The organism is Amycolatopsis sp. NPDC028719 (genome assembly GCF_055565395.1).
Genome location: NZ_JBVHUL010000001.1, coordinates 1276729 through 1292946, shown reverse-complemented (window position 1 = coordinate 1292946; position 16218 = coordinate 1276729). Strand labels below are relative to the sequence as shown.

The window sequence follows — 16218 nt, the reverse complement described above, 5'->3', positions numbered from 1 at the left end:
CGATGCGTTCGGGTGGACGTGGTCACTGCGGCTGATACATGACACGGAGGCAGAGGGCGGAAAGTTCATTCGCGGCGAGCCGGGGTAGCACGGTGGGAAGATCTTCAAACATGCACTCGCCGCTGACCAGTGCTTCGAACGCCGGATCGGCCAGCAGTTCGAGGGCGAGGCCGAGCCGCTGGGCGTAGTCGCGGTCGGGCCGCGCGACCGTCCCGACCTGGCTGCTGCGGATCGTCAGCCGGCGCGAATGGAAGTTCTCCCCGAGCGGCACGCTCACCCGGCGGTCGCCGTACCAGGACAGTTCGACGACCTCGCCTTCCGGCGCGAGCAGCTCCAGGGCTTTGGCGAGTCCCGCTTCGGACGCGCTCGCGTGCACGACGAGGTCGCAGTCGGTTTTCGCGGCTTCCGGCGTCGAGAACTCGACCCCGAGAGCCTCGGCGATCTCCGCGCGTGACGGGTCGACGTCGATCAGCTGCACACGGGTGGCCGGAAAGCCCTGGAGCAGTTTCGCGACACTGCAGCCGACCATGCCGGCGCCGATCACGGCGATCCGGTCGCCGAGCTTCGGCTTCGCGTCCCAGACGGCGTTGACCGCGGTCTCGACGGTGCCGGCGAGGATCGCGCGGCCGGGCGGGACGGCGTCCGGCACCGGCGTCACGGCGCTCGCGGGGACGACGTACGCGGTCTGGTGCGGGTAGAGGCAGAAGACGGTCCGCCCCGTCAGCTCGTCGGGGCCCTGCTCGACGACGCCGACGTTGAGGTAGCCGTACTTCACCGGCCCGGGGAACTCGCCCTCCTGGAACGGCGCGCGCATGACGTCGTGCTGGTTCGCCGGGACGCCGCCGCGGAAGACGAGGGTTTCGGTGCCGCGGGAGACGCCGGAGCAGAGCGTGCGGACGAGGACTTCGCCGTCGCCCGGCTCACGCAAGGTCACGGAACGGAGGGCACCTTCGCCGGGGCTTTGAACCCAGAAAGCCTGTTCCACGTGTTCTCCTCTGCAGGCGACCGGAGGCTGGTGTCGCCGCCACCTTATGAGCACCCGTGCCGATTCGCGGAGTTAAAGATGATCAAGAACGGACTTCTCCTACGCTCTGCGGTCCCGGTGTGGGCGCTCGCCGCCGGAGCCGGTTCCCTGTCCCCGGTCGCCTGGGCGACCGGGGCCGTGTACGGCCTCGCGCTGGTGCTGCTGACGGGCTGGGGCCTGCGGCAGAGCGGCCGCGGCAAGTTCGGCCCGGCGGACTGGATCACGTTCGCCCGCGCGGTCCTGGTGGGCGGCGCGGCCGAGCTGATCGCCGACGGCGGTCACCCGCTCTGGCTGCTGGTCGGGCTGGTCGCGGTCGCGCTGGCGATGGACGGTTTCGACGGCCAGGTCGCCCGCCGCACGGGCACGGCGTCGGAGTTCGGCGCGCGGTTCGACATGGAGGTCGACGCGTTCCTGATCCTGCTGCTGTGCATCCAGGTGTCCCGCACGCTCGGGCTGTGGGTGCTGGCGATCGGCCTGATGCGGTACGCGTTCGTGGCCGCGTCGTGGGCGTTGCCGTGGCTGACCGCGCCGCTGTACCCGAGCATGGCCCGGAAGACGGTGGCCGCGGTGCAGGGCGTGGTGCTGGTGGTGGCCGTTTCCGGGCTGCTGCCCGGGGTGGTCTCGTTCGGTTTCGTGGTGGCGGCGCTGGGGTCGCTGGTGTGGTCGTTCGGCCGGGACACGGTGTGGCTGGCCCGCCACCGCGTGGCGACGGCGGAGCCGGGCCGGATCGTGGAGCTCACCCGCGCGACGCTGCGGCGTCCGCACGGGACGGTCTGGCGGGGCCACAACCAGGCGGCTTGACCCCGGCTCGCGAACCCTGCTCCCCAGCGCCCCAATGTGGCGTTCGGTGCGTCCCACGCACCCAATGTGGCGTTCGGTGCGTCCCACGCACCCAATGCCACATTGGGGCGCTCGGGGTCAGCCGGACTCGCGGGCCGCGCGGGCCCGGCGCTTGCCCTCGTGCATCGCCACGACCCGGGCGATCGGGATCGTGTGCCCCTCCGCCACCAGGTCCTCCGGCAGCACGAACGGCTCGGGCATCTCCTCGGTCCAGGCGTCGGCGCCGTCGCCGAGCAGTTCCGCCGCCGTCCGCACCGTGAAGTCGCCCGGCTTCACCCCGTCCAGGTCGGCCCACCGGACGGGGAACGACACCGGCGCGCCCGGCCGGTGACGCGGGCTGTACACCGACACCACCGTCGCGCCGCCCGCGCGGGTCGAATCCAGGAACACCTTGCCCTCGCGGCGGTCCTTGACGAACTCCGTCGTCCCGAGCGACGGGTCGACGCGCTCGGCCCGGGCCGCGACCGCCCGTGTCGCCGCCGCGATGTCCTCGGTCGACTGGCCCGGCGCCAGCGGCACGAAGACGTGGACGCCCTTGGAACCGCTGGTCTTCACCGCGCCGTCGAGCCCGTCCGCGCGCAGTGCTTCGCGCACCAGCCCTGCGGCCCCGATGGCCAGGGAGAACGGCCCGTCGGCGGGCGGATCCAGGTCGAGGATCAGGTGCGTCGGGCCGTTTCCGGGGTCGCCCCGGTAGAGCGACGTGTGGAACTCGATCGCCCGCTGGTTGCCGAACCAGATGAGCGTGCGCAGGTCGTTGCACAGCGCGTACGAAACGTCCCGTTTGGACGCCTCGGCCCACACGGAGACCCGCTCGACCCAGTCCGGGGTGTACTTCGGCAGGTTCTTCTGCATGAACGGGCCCTGCCCGCGCAGCACCCGCAGCACCGTCAGCAGGCGGTCGCGCAGTTCGGGGAGCATCCGGTCCGCGACGGCTTCGAGGTAGTCGAGCCACTCCCGCTTGGTCACCCCGGCGCCGGGGAAGACCTCCTGGTCGAGACTGCTCAGCTTGACGCCATGCCGGACCTCGTCGCTGCTCATCGGCCCACCTTCGCGCCCGCGCGCGGAGCGGTCAACTCTCAAAATGGCAGCTGCGTGCGAAGCCGGTCGAGCCAGCGGTCGACGGTGTCGTCGGTCCGCGCCGGGTCGTTGACCTGCCGGGCGGCGTCGGCGCGCTGCCGGACGTGCTCGCCGATCGTCGACGCGTACTGCGGCAGCGCGTAGACGTCCTGCCAGTACCCGGCCCGCATCTCGACCGCCGCCACCTTTTCGTAGCCCGCCGTCGCCCTGGCGAAGTCGAAGCCGTACCGCTTGCCCACCGGCTCGGGGCCGTTCGCGGTCACGACGATCACCGTCGGCCGCGCCTGCATGACGACCTGCGTCGGGTCCGCGCCGCGGGCGATCGCCGCGTCGTTGAGGCCGATGTAGTCGATCGACGTCCAGCCGCTGTAGTACGGCATCGCGCCGGCGTCGGTGACGGCGAGGCTGCGGGCCGGCACCGGGACGTCGGCCTCGGCCAGCCCCTGGCCGATCGCGACGTGCGCGCGCTGCAGGTCGGGGCCGTAGTTCGCGATCACGCCGAGGTCGGGCGCGGTCGCGCCGGCGACGGCCGACCAGCCGACGGCGACCAGCCCGAGCACGGCGCCCACGACACGCTGGGTCAGCGTCCCGACGGCGATCCCGGCGCCGAGGCAGAGGACGGGGATCGCGTGGTCGGCGAAGCGGTCGAGGTAGTCCATGGTCGGACCCGACACCGCGTACGTCAGGTACGTGACCCCGACAGTGACCACCAGGAGCGCGCCCACCGCCCGCGTCGCCTTGCGGAACACGAGCGAAAGCGTCAGCAGCAGGAGCGGAAGGAGCAGCAGCGTCGTGTGCTTGGTCCAGACCCAGCCGGAGTCGAGGTTGCCGAACTTGACGTAGAAGGTGTTCGGCAGCAGCTGGCCGTAGAACCGCCACCGCCACACGAAGTAGGCGGCGCCGACAACAGCCGCGCCCAGAGTCCACCAGCGAGCCGAGACCCGTCCGCGTTCGCGCCAGAACCACAGCGCGAAGACCGGCAGCGCGGCCAGGACGCCTTCCGGCCGGAGCATGCCGAGCAGGAGCAGCAGCACCGGCGGTTCCCACGTCCGGACCCGCTCGTTCGCGAGCACGCGCAGCCCGAGCACGACGACGCGCAGCAGCACCGCGGCGAACGCGGCCGTCTCGAGCCCGGCAGTGACGTGGAAGTACGTCGGCAGGAACACGACGTACGCGCCGGCCCCGACGAGGACGCCGGTGAGCCCGGCGCGACGATGGCCTTCGCGGACCAGCAGGTACAGCGTCCCGAGACCGAGCAGCAGCGAAGTCACCTTGGCGAACAGCGGCAGCGCCAGCCCCAGCCAGGCACCGAGCCCCGACCAGACGACCCATGCGAAGTTCGTGAAGCCTTCGACGCGCGGTCCGTCGACGTTCCAGACCGGGCCGTGCCCGGCCGCGAGGTTCGCCGAGTAGCGGAAGCTGATGAACGCGTCGTCGATGGTGAGGAACCAGGCGGCCCAGGCGCCGACCAGGAAGACGGCCACCAGCGCCGCGGACACCACGATCAGCGGTGCGCGACGGGTGGTCCCGACCGGCGCGGTCTCGGTGGGCTCGACGTCGGTCTCGATCGCCGTCATGGAATCCCCTCGGGTGGCTGTGCCGACCCGACACTGTAACCGGGGTGCGTCAGACCAGCGGACGCCCGGCCCGCAGCCGCCGACGCAGGTCCCGGAGGCAGAGGTTGTACGGGAAGCGCCGCAGCGGGCCGGGCAGCACGCGCGTCACCCGGCCGACCGCCGCGAGGAACGTCTCGAACCGGCGCTGGTCCGCGGCCGTCCAGGGCAGGCGCATTTCGTCGCGGAAGTGCTGCGGCAGGAACCCGGTGGTGACGAAGCGGCTGAACCGCCGGCCGAGCGCGGCCGCCGGCGGCGGCAGGAACCGCAGGTCGACGAGGTCGGTGAGGTAGCGGCGGACGGTGTCGTCGATGCCGGTCGCGGCAACCCCGGCGACCCAGTACTCCTCGAAGGCGGCGCGGTCGGCCGGCCACATCTCCGGGCGGACCTGCAGCGTGGTGCCGAGCCGGGCGGCGTCCCGGTAGAACGTGGCCGGCTCACCGCCGACGAACGCCAGGTAGACGTCTTCGAAGCCCTTGTACAGGCAGGCCGCGACCCACAGCTGCAGATCCGTGTCGAAGGCGTTGTAGGCGACCGGGCTTTCGGCGCTCGAGTGCACTGGGGAATGGGCCCGGTCGACGCCGCGGCGGAAGGCGGCGCGTTCGGCGTCGGTGCCCATCGACGCGACGGCGAGGTAGGTCAGGGTGGTCCGCGTCCGCTTGAGCGGGTGGCGGAAGACGTTGCCGCTGTCGACCTTGCTTTCGAGCACGCCGTACCCGACGGGCGCGCGGGACAGCTGCATGATCACGTTGGCGGTGCCGGCCAGCAGTCCCGCCCCGACGACGGCGTCCCGGAGCGCGGTTTCGGTCACGCTCTTCAGAAAACGCCCCTGTTGACTACGTGTCAAGAGTGGTAGCTGCTCCGGGCGAACGCGATCAAGGCTCGAGCCGCCGGGCTCAGCGGCCCATCGGTGCGCCACGCCAGCGCCAGCACACCCCGCAGCCCGGGCCCCGCGATCGTGACGACTCGCAGCTCCCCTTCGTGGTAGCGGCCCAGCGACTCCGGCACCACCGCCACCCCCAGGTCACGCATCGCCAGCTGCACCAGGACGTTCGGGTCGGCCGCCTCGAACGCGATCCGCGGCGTCAGCCCTTCGCGGGCGAAGGCGGCGTCCAACGCCGTGCGCAGGCCCGTCCCCTTCGGCAGCGCCATCAGCGGCAGCCCGGCCAGGTCCGCGATCACGACCTCCGCGCGATCGGCCAGGAGCCCCGAAGTCACCGCCACGAACGGCTCGTCGATCAGCACCTGCGTCGCGATGCCGGGCGGCGGATCGGTCGACAACCCGACCACCGCCAGGTCGAGCCGGCCTTCGCGCAGGGCCGCCAGCATCGTGTCCGAGTTGGCCTCGGACAGCGTGATCTCGACCGCCGGGTAGCGCTCGTGGAAGCGGGCGAGCAGGTCCGGCAGCTTCACCGGGCCCGCCGACGTCACCGCGCCGATCGCGACCTGGCCGCGGACCAGCCCGGCCAGCTCGTCGACGGCCTCGCGCACGCCCTGCACCGCCGCGAGTGCCGCCCGGGCGTGGGGCAACGCGGCGGCGCCGACGTCGGTGAGCCGGACCGTGCGGCCCGATCGGTCGAGGAGCTCCTGCCCCAGCTCGCGCTCGAGCCGCTTGACCTGTGCGCTCACCCCGGGCTGCGCGACGTGCAGCCGTTCCGCCGCGCGCGTGAAGTTGCCTTCCTCGGCGACCGCGACGAAGTACGCGAGCTGATGCAGTTCCATAAGCACCGATTCTAGTAGGCAGACAAATCAGATCTTGGACTTCTGATCGCCGCGGCCCGAAGCTGGAAGCAACGAAAGGAGCCAGGAATGCACACCCTTCGCCCTGGTCAGGACGGGTACGCCGAAGAGGTCGCCGGCTTCCAGACGTCCGTCGCCACCCAGCCCGCGGTGGTCGTCGCGGCCGAGAGCGCCGAGGACGTCGCCGCCGCGGTGCGCTACGCCGCCGAGCACGACCTGCCGGTCTCCGTCCAGGCCACCGGGCACGGCCTGACTGCCGGCACCGGCGGCCTGCTGATCAGCACGCGCCGCATGACCGACGTCGAGATCGACACCGGGGCGAAGACCGCGCGGGCCGGCGCCGGCGTCCGCTGGGGCGCGGTGATCGAAGCCGCCGCGAAGCACGGGCTGGCCCCGCTGAGCGGCTCGTCACCCGACGTCGGCGTCGTGGGCTACACGCTCAGCGGCGGCTTCGGGCTGCTGGCGCGGCGGTTCGGCCGCGCGGCCGACCACGTGCGCGCGATCGACGTCGTCACTCCCGACGGCGAACTCCGCACGGTGACGCCGGGATCGGAGCTGTTCTGGGCCCTGCTCGGCGGCCGCGCCGGTTTCGGCGTCGTGACGGCACTGGAGTTCGGCCTGGTCCCGGTGACCGAGCTGTACGGCGGCGGGCTGTACTTCGACGCCGCGGACCTGCCGGCAGTGCTGCGCGCGTGGCGGACGTGGGCGATGACCGCGCCCGACGAGCTGACGACGTCGATCGCCGTGGTCCCGCTGCCCGACCTGCCGTTCCTGCCGGAGCCGATCCGCGGGAAGCACGTCGCGAACGTGCGTATCGCGTACCTGGGCGACGACGGCGACTCGGTGGTGGCGCCGCTGCGGGCCGCCGCGCCGGTGCTGCTGGACACGCTGAAACGGTTGCCGTACACGGATTCGGGGTCGATCGCGAGCGACCCGCCGCACCCGCACCCGTACCACGGGACGAACGCGACGGTGACCGCGCTGAACGACGCGATGCTGACGTCGATCGTCGAGCACGCCGGCCCGGGCGCGCCGGTGGAGACGGTGCTGATCATCGACCGTCTCGGCGGCGAACTCGCGCGCCGGCGAGGCGACGGCGTCGGCTGGGATTCGGCGGCCGAGTTCGTGGTGCGGGCGCTGTCGGTGGTCGAGGACGGCGTGGACGCGATCCGCCGCGCGCACGCGAAGCTGTTCGACGCGCTGGCGCCGTGGTCGACGGGCCGGCTGCTGCCGTTCCTCTACGGCGAGCACTCCGCCGCGGAGCTGGCGACGGCTTTCCCGGCCGCGGACGTCGCCCGGCTGAAGCAGCTGAAGGCGAAGTACGACCCGGCGGGGCGGTTCGGCTGACCCGGTTCCCGCCGGCCGCGCTCCGGTGCGGCCGGCGGGACGGGACGTCAGCGCTCGAGGACGACGATCGGGATGACCCGCGTGGTCTTCGTCTCGTACTCGGCGAAGCCCTCGGCGTGGGCGACCATGCCCGCGTACAGGCGGTCGCGCTCGGCGCGGTCTTCGATCACGGTGGCCGTGGCCTCGAACTTCTCGGTGCCGACCTCGACGGTGACCTTCGGGTTGGCGACGAGGTTGTGGAACCAGGCCGGGTTCTTCGGCGCGCCGCCCATGGACGCGGCGACGACGAGGCGGTCGCCGTCGCAGGTGTAGACCAGCGGCGACAGGCGCTCCGCGCCGCTCTTCGCGCCGATCGTGGTGAGCAGGAGCACGTTCTTGCCTTCGAAGAAGCCGCTGACCTTGCCTTCGTTGGCCCGGAACTCCTCGACGACCTTGTTGTTGAAGTCGTTCATGTCGGCTGGCGCTGTCATGGAATCCCCTGTTCTGGCCGGTACGCTCGTTCGTGGCCCGAGGTAGGCTCGGAAGCCAGAGAAGCGTTTGCTTTGCAAACAAAGCTACCGAGCGGAGGCAGGCGGTGTCAACGGAGGCCGGGTTGAGTCTCGAGGACGGCGTGCGCCGGCTCCTGCTGCTGATGCCACGCCTGGTCGGCCGCGCGAAGCGGACACCGGTCCCCGAAGAGCTGAACGGCTGCGCGCTCGCGCCGCGGCACCTGTCCCTGCTGTCGATCCTGCTGTTCGACGGCCCGATGACGGTCACCGAACTGGCGGGGCGCCTGGAGGTCGCCCCGACGACGGCGAGCCTGATGGTCGGCGACCTGAGCCGCCAGGGCGTGCTGAACCGCGCCGAGGACCCGGCGGACCGCCGCCGCACGATCGTGAGCATCACGCCGGAACGACGCCCGGCGGTCGACGCGTGGCTGGCCCGCGGCGCGCAGGCGTGGAGCAACGCGCTGGCGCCGTTGACCCCGGCCGAGCGCACGCTGGTGATCTCGACGCTGGAGGCCTACGAACACGGCACCTGCGAGGGCCCCGCCTGCTAGCGCCCCAATGTGGCGTTCGGTGCGTCCCACGCACCCAATGTGGCGTTCGGTGCGTCCCACGCACCCAACGCCACATTGGGGCGCTGGGGAGCGTCAGTCCTCGGTGCGCCTCTCCCGGGCCAGCTTCCGCTGCGCCTCCGCGCGTTCGCGGCACTTGCGCAGGAACTCTTCGTCGTCGTCCGGGCTGCCGGCCGCGAACCGGCCCGGGCGGTCGTACTCCGGGTACGCCGGCGCGTTCCGCTCGTACGGGGCGCGCGCCCGCGTCACCTGCTGCGGCCGTCCCGCGGCCAGCCAGATGATCGACCCCACCAGCGGCAGCACCAGCACGACGAGCAGCCACAGCCCCTTCGGCAGGTTGCGGCAGGACGAGTCGTCCGTCGTGATCACGTCGACCAGGCAGAAGATCCACAACCCGAGCGTGACGATGCCGAGCAGACCGTCGAAATACAGCATTTCCCGCGCCTTCCCCCAAGAAGATGAACGCGGTAAGTAGTAGCAGAACCCGGCCGCGGTTCAGTCGCGGGTCACCCGCGCCGCCGCGAGCACGCCGGTCGCCAGCGCGATCGCGTGCGCCGGCCCCGGGCACTCGCGCGGGCCCGCGCCGAACGGCGTCCCGGCCAGCGGCACCAGGACGTCCTCGCCGTCCACCCGGCGCCGGGTGTGCGGCACCGGCGGATCCGAGCGCAGCACTTCCGCCACCGCCTCCTCGGGCGGCTTTCCCGCCCGCACCAACGGAACCGCGTTGCGGATCAGCCCGGCGGTGGCTTCGCAGGCCTGGATCAGCAGGCCGATCCGCGCGGCGGCGAGTTCGCCGGTGGTCCCACCGCACGCCGTGACCAGCCGTCCGAGCGCGGCCTCGGCGTCCGCGGACGGCGTCACGTGCGGGTGGTAGGCGGCCGCGACCGCCACGACGTCCGACGCCACCACCGGCAGGCCCAGCTCCCCCGCCAGCACCCCGACGACGACCAGGCGGGGGTCGCCGCCGGCCGCCTCGAAGGCCTTGCGCCGCAACACCTGGGGCTCGACCGAAGCCAACGCGGACACGGCCAGCGATCGCCGCCGGGCGTGGTCGGGACCGTTGCTGAAGCGGGCGACCGAAGCACGCAACCAGGCGACGCTGCCCGGCGGAACGTCAGTGGGCACCGGGGGAACCGGGGCGGAGAGCGAAGTCATGCGGCGAAGATAGCCACGGGAAACGTCGGCGGCGGCCGAAGTGATCAGAGCAGCGACGCCGGGAACCACGTCGCCTGCGGGCCGCCGCAGCGCGTGCTCCGCGGGACGGCGTGCTGGAACCACCACGCCTCGGTGACGCGGCCGTCCGGCAGCCGGTACGTCGGCGGCCCGGCGACGCGGGCGAGGCCGGCGGCCAGCAGCGAACGCGCGCTCGCGACGTTGCCGACCTCGGCGCCGGCCCGCACCCGAGGCAGGCCGAGGTGCTCGTGCGCCAGCGTCAGCCCGGCCCCGAAGAGCACCCGGCCGTTGCCGCGGCCGCGGTAGTCCGGCGCGAGGTATCCGCCGGTCTCCGGGCCGCCGTCCTCGCCGGTGTGCACGCTCACCAGGCCGACGCACCGGTTGGCCTCGACGTCGATCATCACCAGGTCGATCGACTGCGGATCGGGCGACACCCAGTCCGGCCCGGTCCCGGGCACGACGCGCAGCGCGTCGGCCCGCGCCCCCCGGGCGACGATCGAGTCCGGCTGCCAGCCGAGCCACCGCTGGGCGGCCGGGTCGCTACCGCAGGCCACCGCGGCGGCGTACTCCCACGCGGTCGGCGTCCGGAACAGGAACCGCCCCGCACGCAGCACGTGGCCCTGCCGGTCGCAGGTCCGCTTGGTCATCAGGCGGCCGCGGCGGGTGAGCCGGTCGAAGATCCCTTTGGTGGCTGGTGGCATCGCGGCGGAATCGTAGCTCAGCGATCAGCCGGGAACCGGCGAACGCGTGACCACCGCCGGCTCGTACCCGTCGCCGACCCGGGACGGCGTGACGCAGTGGTGGGACGGCGCCCGGTGGACCGAGCACGTCAAGCCGTCGAGCCAGCGGCCCGGCCAGGCGCTCCCGCGACCCGCACCTTCGGCGTCATCGCGGCGAAATCGTAGCGGAGCGATCGGCGCGGGAGGCGTTATTGTGGCCCGATGACGGCCGTACCCGAGGCAACCGAACTGGACGGCTCCGGCCGTGTGGCCCAGCCTCGCCAGCTCATCGTGACGGTGTACGGCCTCTATTCGCGCACCGAGGGCGGCTGGCTCTCGGTCGCTTCGCTGATCGACCTGCTGGCCGCCGTCGGGGTCGACGAGCCCGCCGTGCGCTCGTCGATCTCCCGGCTGAAGCGGCGCGGGATCCTCGAAGCGGTGCGCCGCGGCGCGACGGCCGGCTACGAGCTCTCCGACGACGCGCGCGAGATCCTGCGCGAGGGCGACGAGCGGATCTTCCGGCGCGGGCGCGCGACCGCGGCCGACGGCTGGCTGCTCGCCGTGTTCTCGGTGCCGGAGACCGAGCGGCACAAGCGCCACCTCCTGCGCACCCAGCTCGCCCGGATGGGCTTCGGCACCGCCGCCTCCGGCGTCTGGATCGCCCCGGCCCACCTGCACGCCGCGACCGCCGAGGCGCTGACCCGGCTCGGCCTGGCCGGGTACGCCGACCTGTTCCGCGCCGACCACCTGGCCTTCGGCGACGTCCGGGCGAAGGTCCGCGACTGGTGGGACCTCGACCGGCTCGACCAGCTGTACACGACGTTCCTCGACGAGCACGGTCCCGCGCTGCGCCGCAAGTCCGTGACCGACGAGCAGGCCTTCGCCGACTACGTCCGCGTGCTGACCGGCTGGCGGCGGATGCCGTACCTCGACCCCGGCCTGCCCGCGGAGTTCCTGCCCCCGGACTGGTCGGGGATCCGCGCGGCCGACCTGTTCTTCGAGCTGCACGCGCAGCTGGAGGACCCGGCCCGGGCGTACGTCGCGAAGTCGATCAACTTCGGCTGACGACCGCGAAGCCCTGCACCTCGACGAGGGCCTCTTCGTCCCACAGCCGGGAGACGCCGATGCCGGCCATCGCCGGGTACTCCGTGCCCGCGAGCCGCTTCCACACCGCGCCGATCTCGCGCGCGTGGGCCCGGTAGTCCGCCATGTCGACGATGTAGATCGTCACGCTGCAGAGGTCTTCCGGCGCACCGCCCGCCGCGCGCAGGGACGTCAGCAGGTTGCCGAGCGCGCGCTCGAACTGCTCGACGACGCCGTCGCCGACGATCTTGTTCGACGCGTCCAGCGCCGTTTGCCCGGCGAGGAAGACGACGCGCCCTTCGGCCACCACCGCGTGCGAGAACCCGGACGGCTTGCCCAGCTCCGGCGGGTTGATGCGTTCCATGCGGGACACCGTACGCCATCTTTCGCCTTATTGACGGTCGTAGAGGTGACGACATACCCTGGACGACGTGCGTATCGTGGTCATCGGTGGCGGCCCGGCGGGTCTGTACTTCGCCGCGCTGGCGAAACAGCTCGGTCACACTCACGAAATCACCGTGTGGGAACGCAACGCGCCGGACGACACCTTCGGCTTCGGCGTCGTGTTCTCCGACGAGACGCTCGGCGGCATCGAGCACGCCGACGCCGCGGTGCACGAAGCGATGCGCGCCGAGTTCGCCCGCTGGGACGACATCGACGTCCACTACCGCGGCACGGTCACCACCTCGGGCGGCCACGGCTTCGCGGCGATGAGCCGGCGGCGCCTGCTCGGCATCCTCCAGAGCCGCTGCGCCGAACTGGGCGTCGGCCTCCACTTCCGCGAAGAGGCCCCGGCGGACCTCTCGGGGTACGACCTGGTCATCGCCGCGGACGGCGTCAACTCCGCGATCCGCGCGAAGTACGCCGAGACCTTCCGGCCGAGCGTCGAGACGCGCCGGTGCCGCTACATCTGGCTGGGCACGGACCTCGTGTTCGACGCCTTCAAGTTCTACGTCCTCGAGACGCCGGCCGGGATCATGCAGATCCACGGCTACCCCTACGGCCGCGACGGCAGCACGTTCATCCTCGAGGTGCAGGAGGACGTCTGGCAGCGGACGTTCGGGCCCGTCGCGGCGACCGCGCTCAAGCCGGGCGAGAGCGACGAGAAGTCCATCGCGCTGATCCGGGAACTGTGCGCCGACGTCCTCGGCGGCCACGAGATCATGGCGAACAACTCGAAGTGGGTCTCGTTCGGCACCGTGCGCTGCGAGACGTGGGTGCACGGCAACGTCGTGCTCCTCGGCGACGCCGCGCACACCGCGCACTTCTCGATCGGCTCCGGCACGAAGCTGGCGATGGAGGACGCGCTCGCGCTGGCCGCCTGCCTGCACGAAAACGACGGCGTCGCCGAGGCGCTCAAGGCGTACGAGCTGGAACGGCGCCCGGTCGTCCAGTCGACGCAGCGCGCGGCGCAGGCGAGCCTCGAGTGGTTCGAGAACATCGCGCAGTACGCCCACCAGGAGCCGCCGCAGTTCGCGTTCAACATCCTCACGCGCAGCCGCCGGGTCACCTACGACAACCTCCGCCTGCGCGATCCCGAGTTCGCGACCGAGCTGGACCACTGGTTCGCGCGGTCGCTCGGCACGACGTCGCGGCCGCCGATGTTCCAGCCCTACTGGCTGGGCGGGCTGGAGCTGGCCAACCGGATCGTCGTGTCGCCGATGGACATGTACTCGGCGGTCGACGGCGTGCCCGGCGACTTCCACCTGGTGCACCTGGGCAGCAAAGCCCTGGGTGGCGCCGGGCTGGTGATGACCGAGATGGTCTGCGTCTCCCCCGAAGGCCGGATCACGCCCGGCTGCGGCGGGTTGTACACCGCGGAACAGGAAGCCGCCTGGAAGCGGATCGTCGATTTCGTGCACGCGCAGTCTCCCGCGCGCATCGGTGTCCAATTGGGACACTCGGGGCGCAAGGGTTCGACGAAGCTCATGTGGGAGGGCATCGACGAGCCGCTCCCCGCGGGCAACTGGGAAGTCTGCGCTCCTTCCGCGCTGCCCTACTCCGACCGCAACCAGGTCCCCCGCGAGCTGTCCACTTCGGACATGGTGGTGATCCGCGACGAGTTCGTCTCGTCCGCTCGCGCGGCCGCCCGCGCCGGGTTCGACGTCCTCGAACTGCACTGCGCGCACGGCTACCTGCTGTCGTCGTTCCTCTCGCCGCTGACCAACCGGCGGCGTGACGGCTACGGCGGTTCGCTGGAGGACCGGCTGCGGTTCCCGCTGGAAGTCTTCGACGCGGTGCGCGCCGCTTGGCCCGCCGAGCGGCCGATGACCGTCCGGATCTCGGCGACCGACTGGGCGGACGGCGGCATCGACGCCGACGACGCGGTCGAGATCGCCCGCGCGTTCGCCGCCCACGGCGCCGCGGGCATCGACGTCTCGACCGGCCAGGTCGTCTGCGATGAGAAGCCGCAGTACGGCCGCAGCTACCAGACGCCGTACGCGGACCGGATCCGCAACGAGATCGGCGAGGAGTACGGCATCGCGGTGATCGCGGTCGGCGCGATCTCCTCCTACGACGACGTCAACTCGCTGATCCTCGCCGGCCGCGCCGACCTCTGCGCCCTGGGCCGCACACACCTCTACGATCCACAGTGGACGCTGCACGCGGCGGCCGAGCAGGGGTACGCGATGCCGTGGCCGAAGCCGTTCGCCGCCGGCAGCCGGAAGCCGCAGTCCGGCCGCACCGACGGCCCCGAGCCGCGGCTCGACCTCGTCCGGTCGGGTCCGGCCGGTACCGCCCATGCCCGCTGGCGCCCGGGAGCTCCGTCATGACTTTCGCCCTCGACCCCGCTCAGCAGGCCTTCGCCGCCGACGTCCGGCGCCTGGCCGAGGATCGGCTGCGCCCGCTCGCCGAGTCCGGTGTGGAGGGTGCGGTGAACCGGCCGCTGCTCAAGGAGATGGGTGCGCTCGGCCTGCTGGCGCGACTCTTCCCCGGCGTCGCCGAAGGAAAGCCGTCGCGCCAGGCGGCCGCGACCGACCTGTGCATCCTGCGGGAGAACCTCGCGACGGTGAATACCGAGGCCGAGACGGCGCTGGCGTTGCAGGGCTTGGGAAGTTACCCTGTCCTCCAGTCCGGGCAGGACGCTCAGGTCGCGAAGTGGCTGCCCGCCGTCGCGGCGGGCGACGCGGTGGCGGCGTTCGCGCTCACCGAGCCGGACGCCGGTTCGGACGCGGCCGCGCTCTCCCTGGCGGCGGAACCCGACGGCGACGGCTGGCGCCTGACGGGCGAGAAGATGTGGATCTCGAACGCGCCGGAAGCCGACTTCTACACGGTGTTCGCGCGCACCACTCCCGGCACCGGCTCTCGCGGCGTCAGCGCGTTCGTCGTCCCCGCCGACCGGCCGGGACTCGGCGGCGAGCACCTCGACCTGGTGAGCCCGCACCCGATCGGCACGCTGACGTTCGACGGCGTCGAGGTCCGGCGCGAGGAACTGCTCGGCGAGGAGAACCACGGCTTCGCGGTGGCGATGCGGACGCTCGACCTGTTCCGCCCGAGCGTCGGCGCGTTCGCGGTCGGCATGGCCCAGGCGGCGCTCGACGCCACTGTGGACTACACGGGGGCACGGGAAGCCTTTGGCGGCCCGCTGATCAAGCAGCAGGCGGTGGCGCACGCACTCGCCGAGATGGCCACCCGCACGGAAGCGGCCCGGCTCCTGGTCTACGCGGCCGCGGGCGCGTACGACGCGGGCGAGCAGAACCTCGCCGGCCGCGCGGCGATGGCGAAGCTGTTCGCGACCGAGGCCGCGCAGTTCGTCGTCGACTCCGCGGTCCAGCTGCACGGTGCCCGCGCCTTGCGCCGCGGGCACCTGCTCGAACACCTCTACCGCGAAGTCCGGGCACCCCGCATCTACGAAGGCGCGTCGGAGATCCAGCGGACGATCATCGCGCGGTGGCTGGCTTCGGCTTCCGGTCGAGCCACCACTGGCTGAACAGCAGCAGGGTGAGCACGCTCAGCGTCCCGGTCAGCGTCGACGCGGCTTGGAAGAGCGCGGCCTGGTCGGGGTAGCACGGGCCGAGGGCGAGGAACGCGATCGGCGCGTAGACCCGGCTGAGCAAGGTGTTCATGGTCATCGCGAAGCTGCGGATCATCCACCGCCGGTGGTCGGCGTACCGGCGCTGCCGGATCGCGCGGAACCCGGCGATGGTGAACCCAAGCCACAACAGCGCCGCGACGACGTTCAGCACACCGGCCGCCGGGCCGAACGGGCTGAACAGGGCGATGGCCAACGCCATCAGCGCGGACGGGATCGCGCCGCCGAAGATGTAGACGCGGCCGATGCGGCGGTGGGCGACCGGGTGCGTGCGCCGCAGCCACGGCCAGATCTGCAGGATGACGCCGACGATGGCGACCGTGCCGAAGAGGATGTGCCCGACGAGGAACCAGTAGTGCGCGGCGAACCCCGGCGGCGCGGGGACGCGGGACCGCGCGGGGTCCAGCGTGAGGTAGGGCGGCACCGAATAGGCGAGGAAGACGGCGACCAGCAGGGCCAAGGGCGCCACCCACGGCCGCCGCCACCACGTCGTGCCCGGTCTCGCGTCCGGC

Annotated in this window: 18 protein-coding genes; 7 read left to right on the top strand and 11 right to left on the bottom strand. The window is 72.2% G+C overall.

The features are described 5' to 3' along the window. Positions 1–22: 22 nt before the first annotated feature. The gene (locus tag ACZ4TR_RS06440; RefSeq protein WP_465286027.1) at positions 23–985 is read right to left on the bottom strand and encodes a zinc-dependent alcohol dehydrogenase; all 963 of its coding nucleotides are present in this window, start codon (positions 983–985) and stop codon (positions 23–25) included. 78 nt (positions 986–1063) lie between these two features. On the opposite strand from ACZ4TR_RS06440, the gene ACZ4TR_RS06435 reads away from it, so the two are divergent. Next, entirely contained in the window at positions 1064–1825 is a 762-nt protein-coding gene (locus ACZ4TR_RS06435; RefSeq protein ID WP_364518558.1) for a CDP-alcohol phosphatidyltransferase family protein, read from the top strand. A 117-nt stretch (positions 1826–1942) separates the two neighbouring features. Here the strand turns inward: ACZ4TR_RS06435 and ACZ4TR_RS06430 are convergent, their stop codons facing one another. Genes ACZ4TR_RS06430 through ACZ4TR_RS06415 form a run of 4 tightly spaced genes read right to left on the bottom strand, consistent with a single transcriptional unit; the run spans position 1943 to position 6276 of the window. After that, a complete protein-coding gene (locus tag ACZ4TR_RS06430; protein ID WP_465286026.1) occupies positions 1943–2902 on the bottom strand; it encodes a DNA polymerase domain-containing protein in 960 nt (319 codons plus the stop codon). A gap of 38 nt (positions 2903–2940) precedes the next feature. Beyond that, positions 2941–4518, bottom strand: a complete 1578-nt coding sequence (locus tag ACZ4TR_RS06425; RefSeq protein ID WP_465286025.1) for a hypothetical protein — start codon at positions 4516–4518, stop codon at positions 2941–2943. Positions 4519–4567: 49 nt separating this feature from the next. Next, positions 4568–5365: an oxygenase MpaB family protein gene (locus ACZ4TR_RS06420; RefSeq protein ID WP_465286024.1), complete on the bottom strand. Its 798-nt coding sequence runs from the start codon at positions 5363–5365 to the stop codon at positions 4568–4570. A 32-nt stretch (positions 5366–5397) separates the two neighbouring features. After that, complete coding sequence (locus ACZ4TR_RS06415) at positions 5398–6276, bottom strand: LysR family transcriptional regulator (protein ID WP_465286023.1); 879 nt, start codon at positions 6274–6276, stop codon at positions 5398–5400. A gap of 87 nt (positions 6277–6363) precedes the next feature. Between ACZ4TR_RS06415 and ACZ4TR_RS06410 the strand changes: the two genes are divergently transcribed. After that, the gene (locus tag ACZ4TR_RS06410) at positions 6364–7641 is read left to right on the top strand and encodes an FAD-binding oxidoreductase (protein ID WP_465286022.1); all 1278 of its coding nucleotides are present in this window, start codon (positions 6364–6366) and stop codon (positions 7639–7641) included. Positions 7642–7688: 47 nt separating this feature from the next. Here ACZ4TR_RS06410 and ACZ4TR_RS06405 read toward each other — a convergent pair whose 3' ends face one another. Continuing rightward, positions 7689–8111: a nitroreductase family deazaflavin-dependent oxidoreductase gene (locus tag ACZ4TR_RS06405; RefSeq protein WP_465286021.1), complete on the bottom strand. Its 423-nt coding sequence runs from the start codon at positions 8109–8111 to the stop codon at positions 7689–7691. A 104-nt stretch (positions 8112–8215) separates the two neighbouring features. Here ACZ4TR_RS06405 and ACZ4TR_RS06400 point away from each other — a divergent pair, with 104 nt between their 5' ends. After that, positions 8216–8680, top strand: coding sequence for a MarR family winged helix-turn-helix transcriptional regulator (locus ACZ4TR_RS06400; protein WP_465286020.1), 465 nt, complete (start codon positions 8216–8218; stop codon positions 8678–8680). Positions 8681–8773: 93 nt separating this feature from the next. Here ACZ4TR_RS06400 and ACZ4TR_RS06395 read toward each other — a convergent pair whose 3' ends face one another. Genes ACZ4TR_RS06395 through ACZ4TR_RS06385 form a run of 3 tightly spaced genes read right to left on the bottom strand, consistent with a single transcriptional unit; the run spans position 8774 to position 10572 of the window. Then, positions 8774–9133 carry a PLDc N-terminal domain-containing protein gene (locus ACZ4TR_RS06395; RefSeq protein ID WP_465286019.1) on the bottom strand — a complete coding sequence of 120 codons (360 nt, stop codon included), beginning with the start codon at positions 9131–9133 and terminating at the stop codon, positions 8774–8776. Between the two features lie 60 nt (positions 9134–9193). After that, complete coding sequence (locus tag ACZ4TR_RS06390; protein ID WP_465286018.1) at positions 9194–9853, bottom strand: hypothetical protein; 660 nt, start codon at positions 9851–9853, stop codon at positions 9194–9196. 44 nt (positions 9854–9897) lie between these two features. Continuing rightward, the gene (locus ACZ4TR_RS06385) at positions 9898–10572 is read right to left on the bottom strand and encodes a GNAT family N-acetyltransferase (protein ID WP_364525292.1); all 675 of its coding nucleotides are present in this window, start codon (positions 10570–10572) and stop codon (positions 9898–9900) included. Positions 10573–10618: 46 nt separating this feature from the next. Between ACZ4TR_RS06385 and ACZ4TR_RS06380 the strand changes: the two genes are divergently transcribed. Beyond that, complete coding sequence (locus ACZ4TR_RS06380) at positions 10619–10816, top strand: DUF2510 domain-containing protein (RefSeq protein ID WP_465286017.1); 198 nt, start codon at positions 10619–10621, stop codon at positions 10814–10816. Continuing rightward, positions 10813–11655 (top strand): PaaX family transcriptional regulator, encoded by an 843-nt coding sequence (locus tag ACZ4TR_RS06375; RefSeq protein ID WP_465286016.1) that lies wholly within the window; start codon positions 10813–10815, stop codon positions 11653–11655. Before ACZ4TR_RS06380 ends, ACZ4TR_RS06375 begins: the two co-directional genes overlap by 4 nt. Here the strand turns inward: ACZ4TR_RS06375 and ACZ4TR_RS06370 are convergent. Then, positions 11642–12037 (bottom strand): RidA family protein, encoded by a 396-nt coding sequence (locus ACZ4TR_RS06370; protein WP_465286015.1) that lies wholly within the window; start codon positions 12035–12037, stop codon positions 11642–11644. The genes ACZ4TR_RS06375 and ACZ4TR_RS06370 overlap by 14 nt on opposite strands. A gap of 67 nt (positions 12038–12104) precedes the next feature. Between ACZ4TR_RS06370 and ACZ4TR_RS06365 the strand changes: the two genes are divergently transcribed. Next, positions 12105–14447, top strand: a complete 2343-nt coding sequence (locus ACZ4TR_RS06365) for a bifunctional salicylyl-CoA 5-hydroxylase/oxidoreductase (RefSeq protein ID WP_465286014.1) — start codon at positions 12105–12107, stop codon at positions 14445–14447. Then, entirely contained in the window at positions 14444–15604 is a 1161-nt protein-coding gene (locus tag ACZ4TR_RS06360; protein WP_465286013.1) for an acyl-CoA dehydrogenase family protein, read from the top strand. Before ACZ4TR_RS06365 ends, ACZ4TR_RS06360 begins: the two co-directional genes overlap by 4 nt. Here ACZ4TR_RS06360 and ACZ4TR_RS06355 read toward each other — a convergent pair. Further along, positions 15555–16175 (bottom strand): DUF2306 domain-containing protein, encoded by a 621-nt coding sequence (locus ACZ4TR_RS06355; RefSeq protein WP_465286307.1) that lies wholly within the window; start codon positions 16173–16175, stop codon positions 15555–15557. The two genes, ACZ4TR_RS06360 and ACZ4TR_RS06355, sit on opposite strands and share 50 nt — an antisense overlap. Between the last annotated feature and the right edge of the window lie 43 nt (positions 16176–16218).

What these genes read in the sequence shown, in the direction of transcription:
- ACZ4TR_RS06435 (WP_364518558.1), top strand. Translation starts at nt 1,064, where the DNA reads ATGATCAAGAACGGACTTCTCCTACGCTCTGCGGTCCCGGTGTGGGCG.
- ACZ4TR_RS06430 (WP_465286026.1), bottom strand. Translation starts at nt 2,902, where the DNA reads ATGAGCAGCGACGAGGTCCGGCATGGCGTCAAGCTGAGCAGTCTCGAC.
- ACZ4TR_RS06425 (WP_465286025.1), bottom strand. Translation starts at nt 4,518, where the DNA reads ATGACGGCGATCGAGACCGACGTCGAGCCCACCGAGACCGCGCCGGTC.
- ACZ4TR_RS06415 (WP_465286023.1), bottom strand. Translation starts at nt 6,276, where the DNA reads ATGGAACTGCATCAGCTCGCGTACTTCGTCGCGGTCGCCGAGGAAGGC.
- ACZ4TR_RS06410 (WP_465286022.1), top strand. Translation starts at nt 6,364, where the DNA reads ATGCACACCCTTCGCCCTGGTCAGGACGGGTACGCCGAAGAGGTCGCC.
- ACZ4TR_RS06405 (WP_465286021.1), bottom strand. Translation starts at nt 8,111, where the DNA reads ATGACAGCGCCAGCCGACATGAACGACTTCAACAACAAGGTCGTCGAG.
- ACZ4TR_RS06395 (WP_465286019.1), bottom strand. Translation starts at nt 9,133, where the DNA reads ATGCTGTATTTCGACGGTCTGCTCGGCATCGTCACGCTCGGGTTGTGG.
- ACZ4TR_RS06390 (WP_465286018.1), bottom strand. Translation starts at nt 9,853, where the DNA reads ATGACTTCGCTCTCCGCCCCGGTTCCCCCGGTGCCCACTGACGTTCCG.
- ACZ4TR_RS06385 (WP_364525292.1), bottom strand. Translation starts at nt 10,572, where the DNA reads ATGCCACCAGCCACCAAAGGGATCTTCGACCGGCTCACCCGCCGCGGC.
- ACZ4TR_RS06375 (WP_465286016.1), top strand. Translation starts at nt 10,813, where the DNA reads ATGACGGCCGTACCCGAGGCAACCGAACTGGACGGCTCCGGCCGTGTG.
- ACZ4TR_RS06370 (WP_465286015.1), bottom strand. Translation starts at nt 12,037, where the DNA reads ATGGAACGCATCAACCCGCCGGAGCTGGGCAAGCCGTCCGGGTTCTCG.
- ACZ4TR_RS06360 (WP_465286013.1), top strand. Translation starts at nt 14,444, where the DNA reads ATGACTTTCGCCCTCGACCCCGCTCAGCAGGCCTTCGCCGCCGACGTC.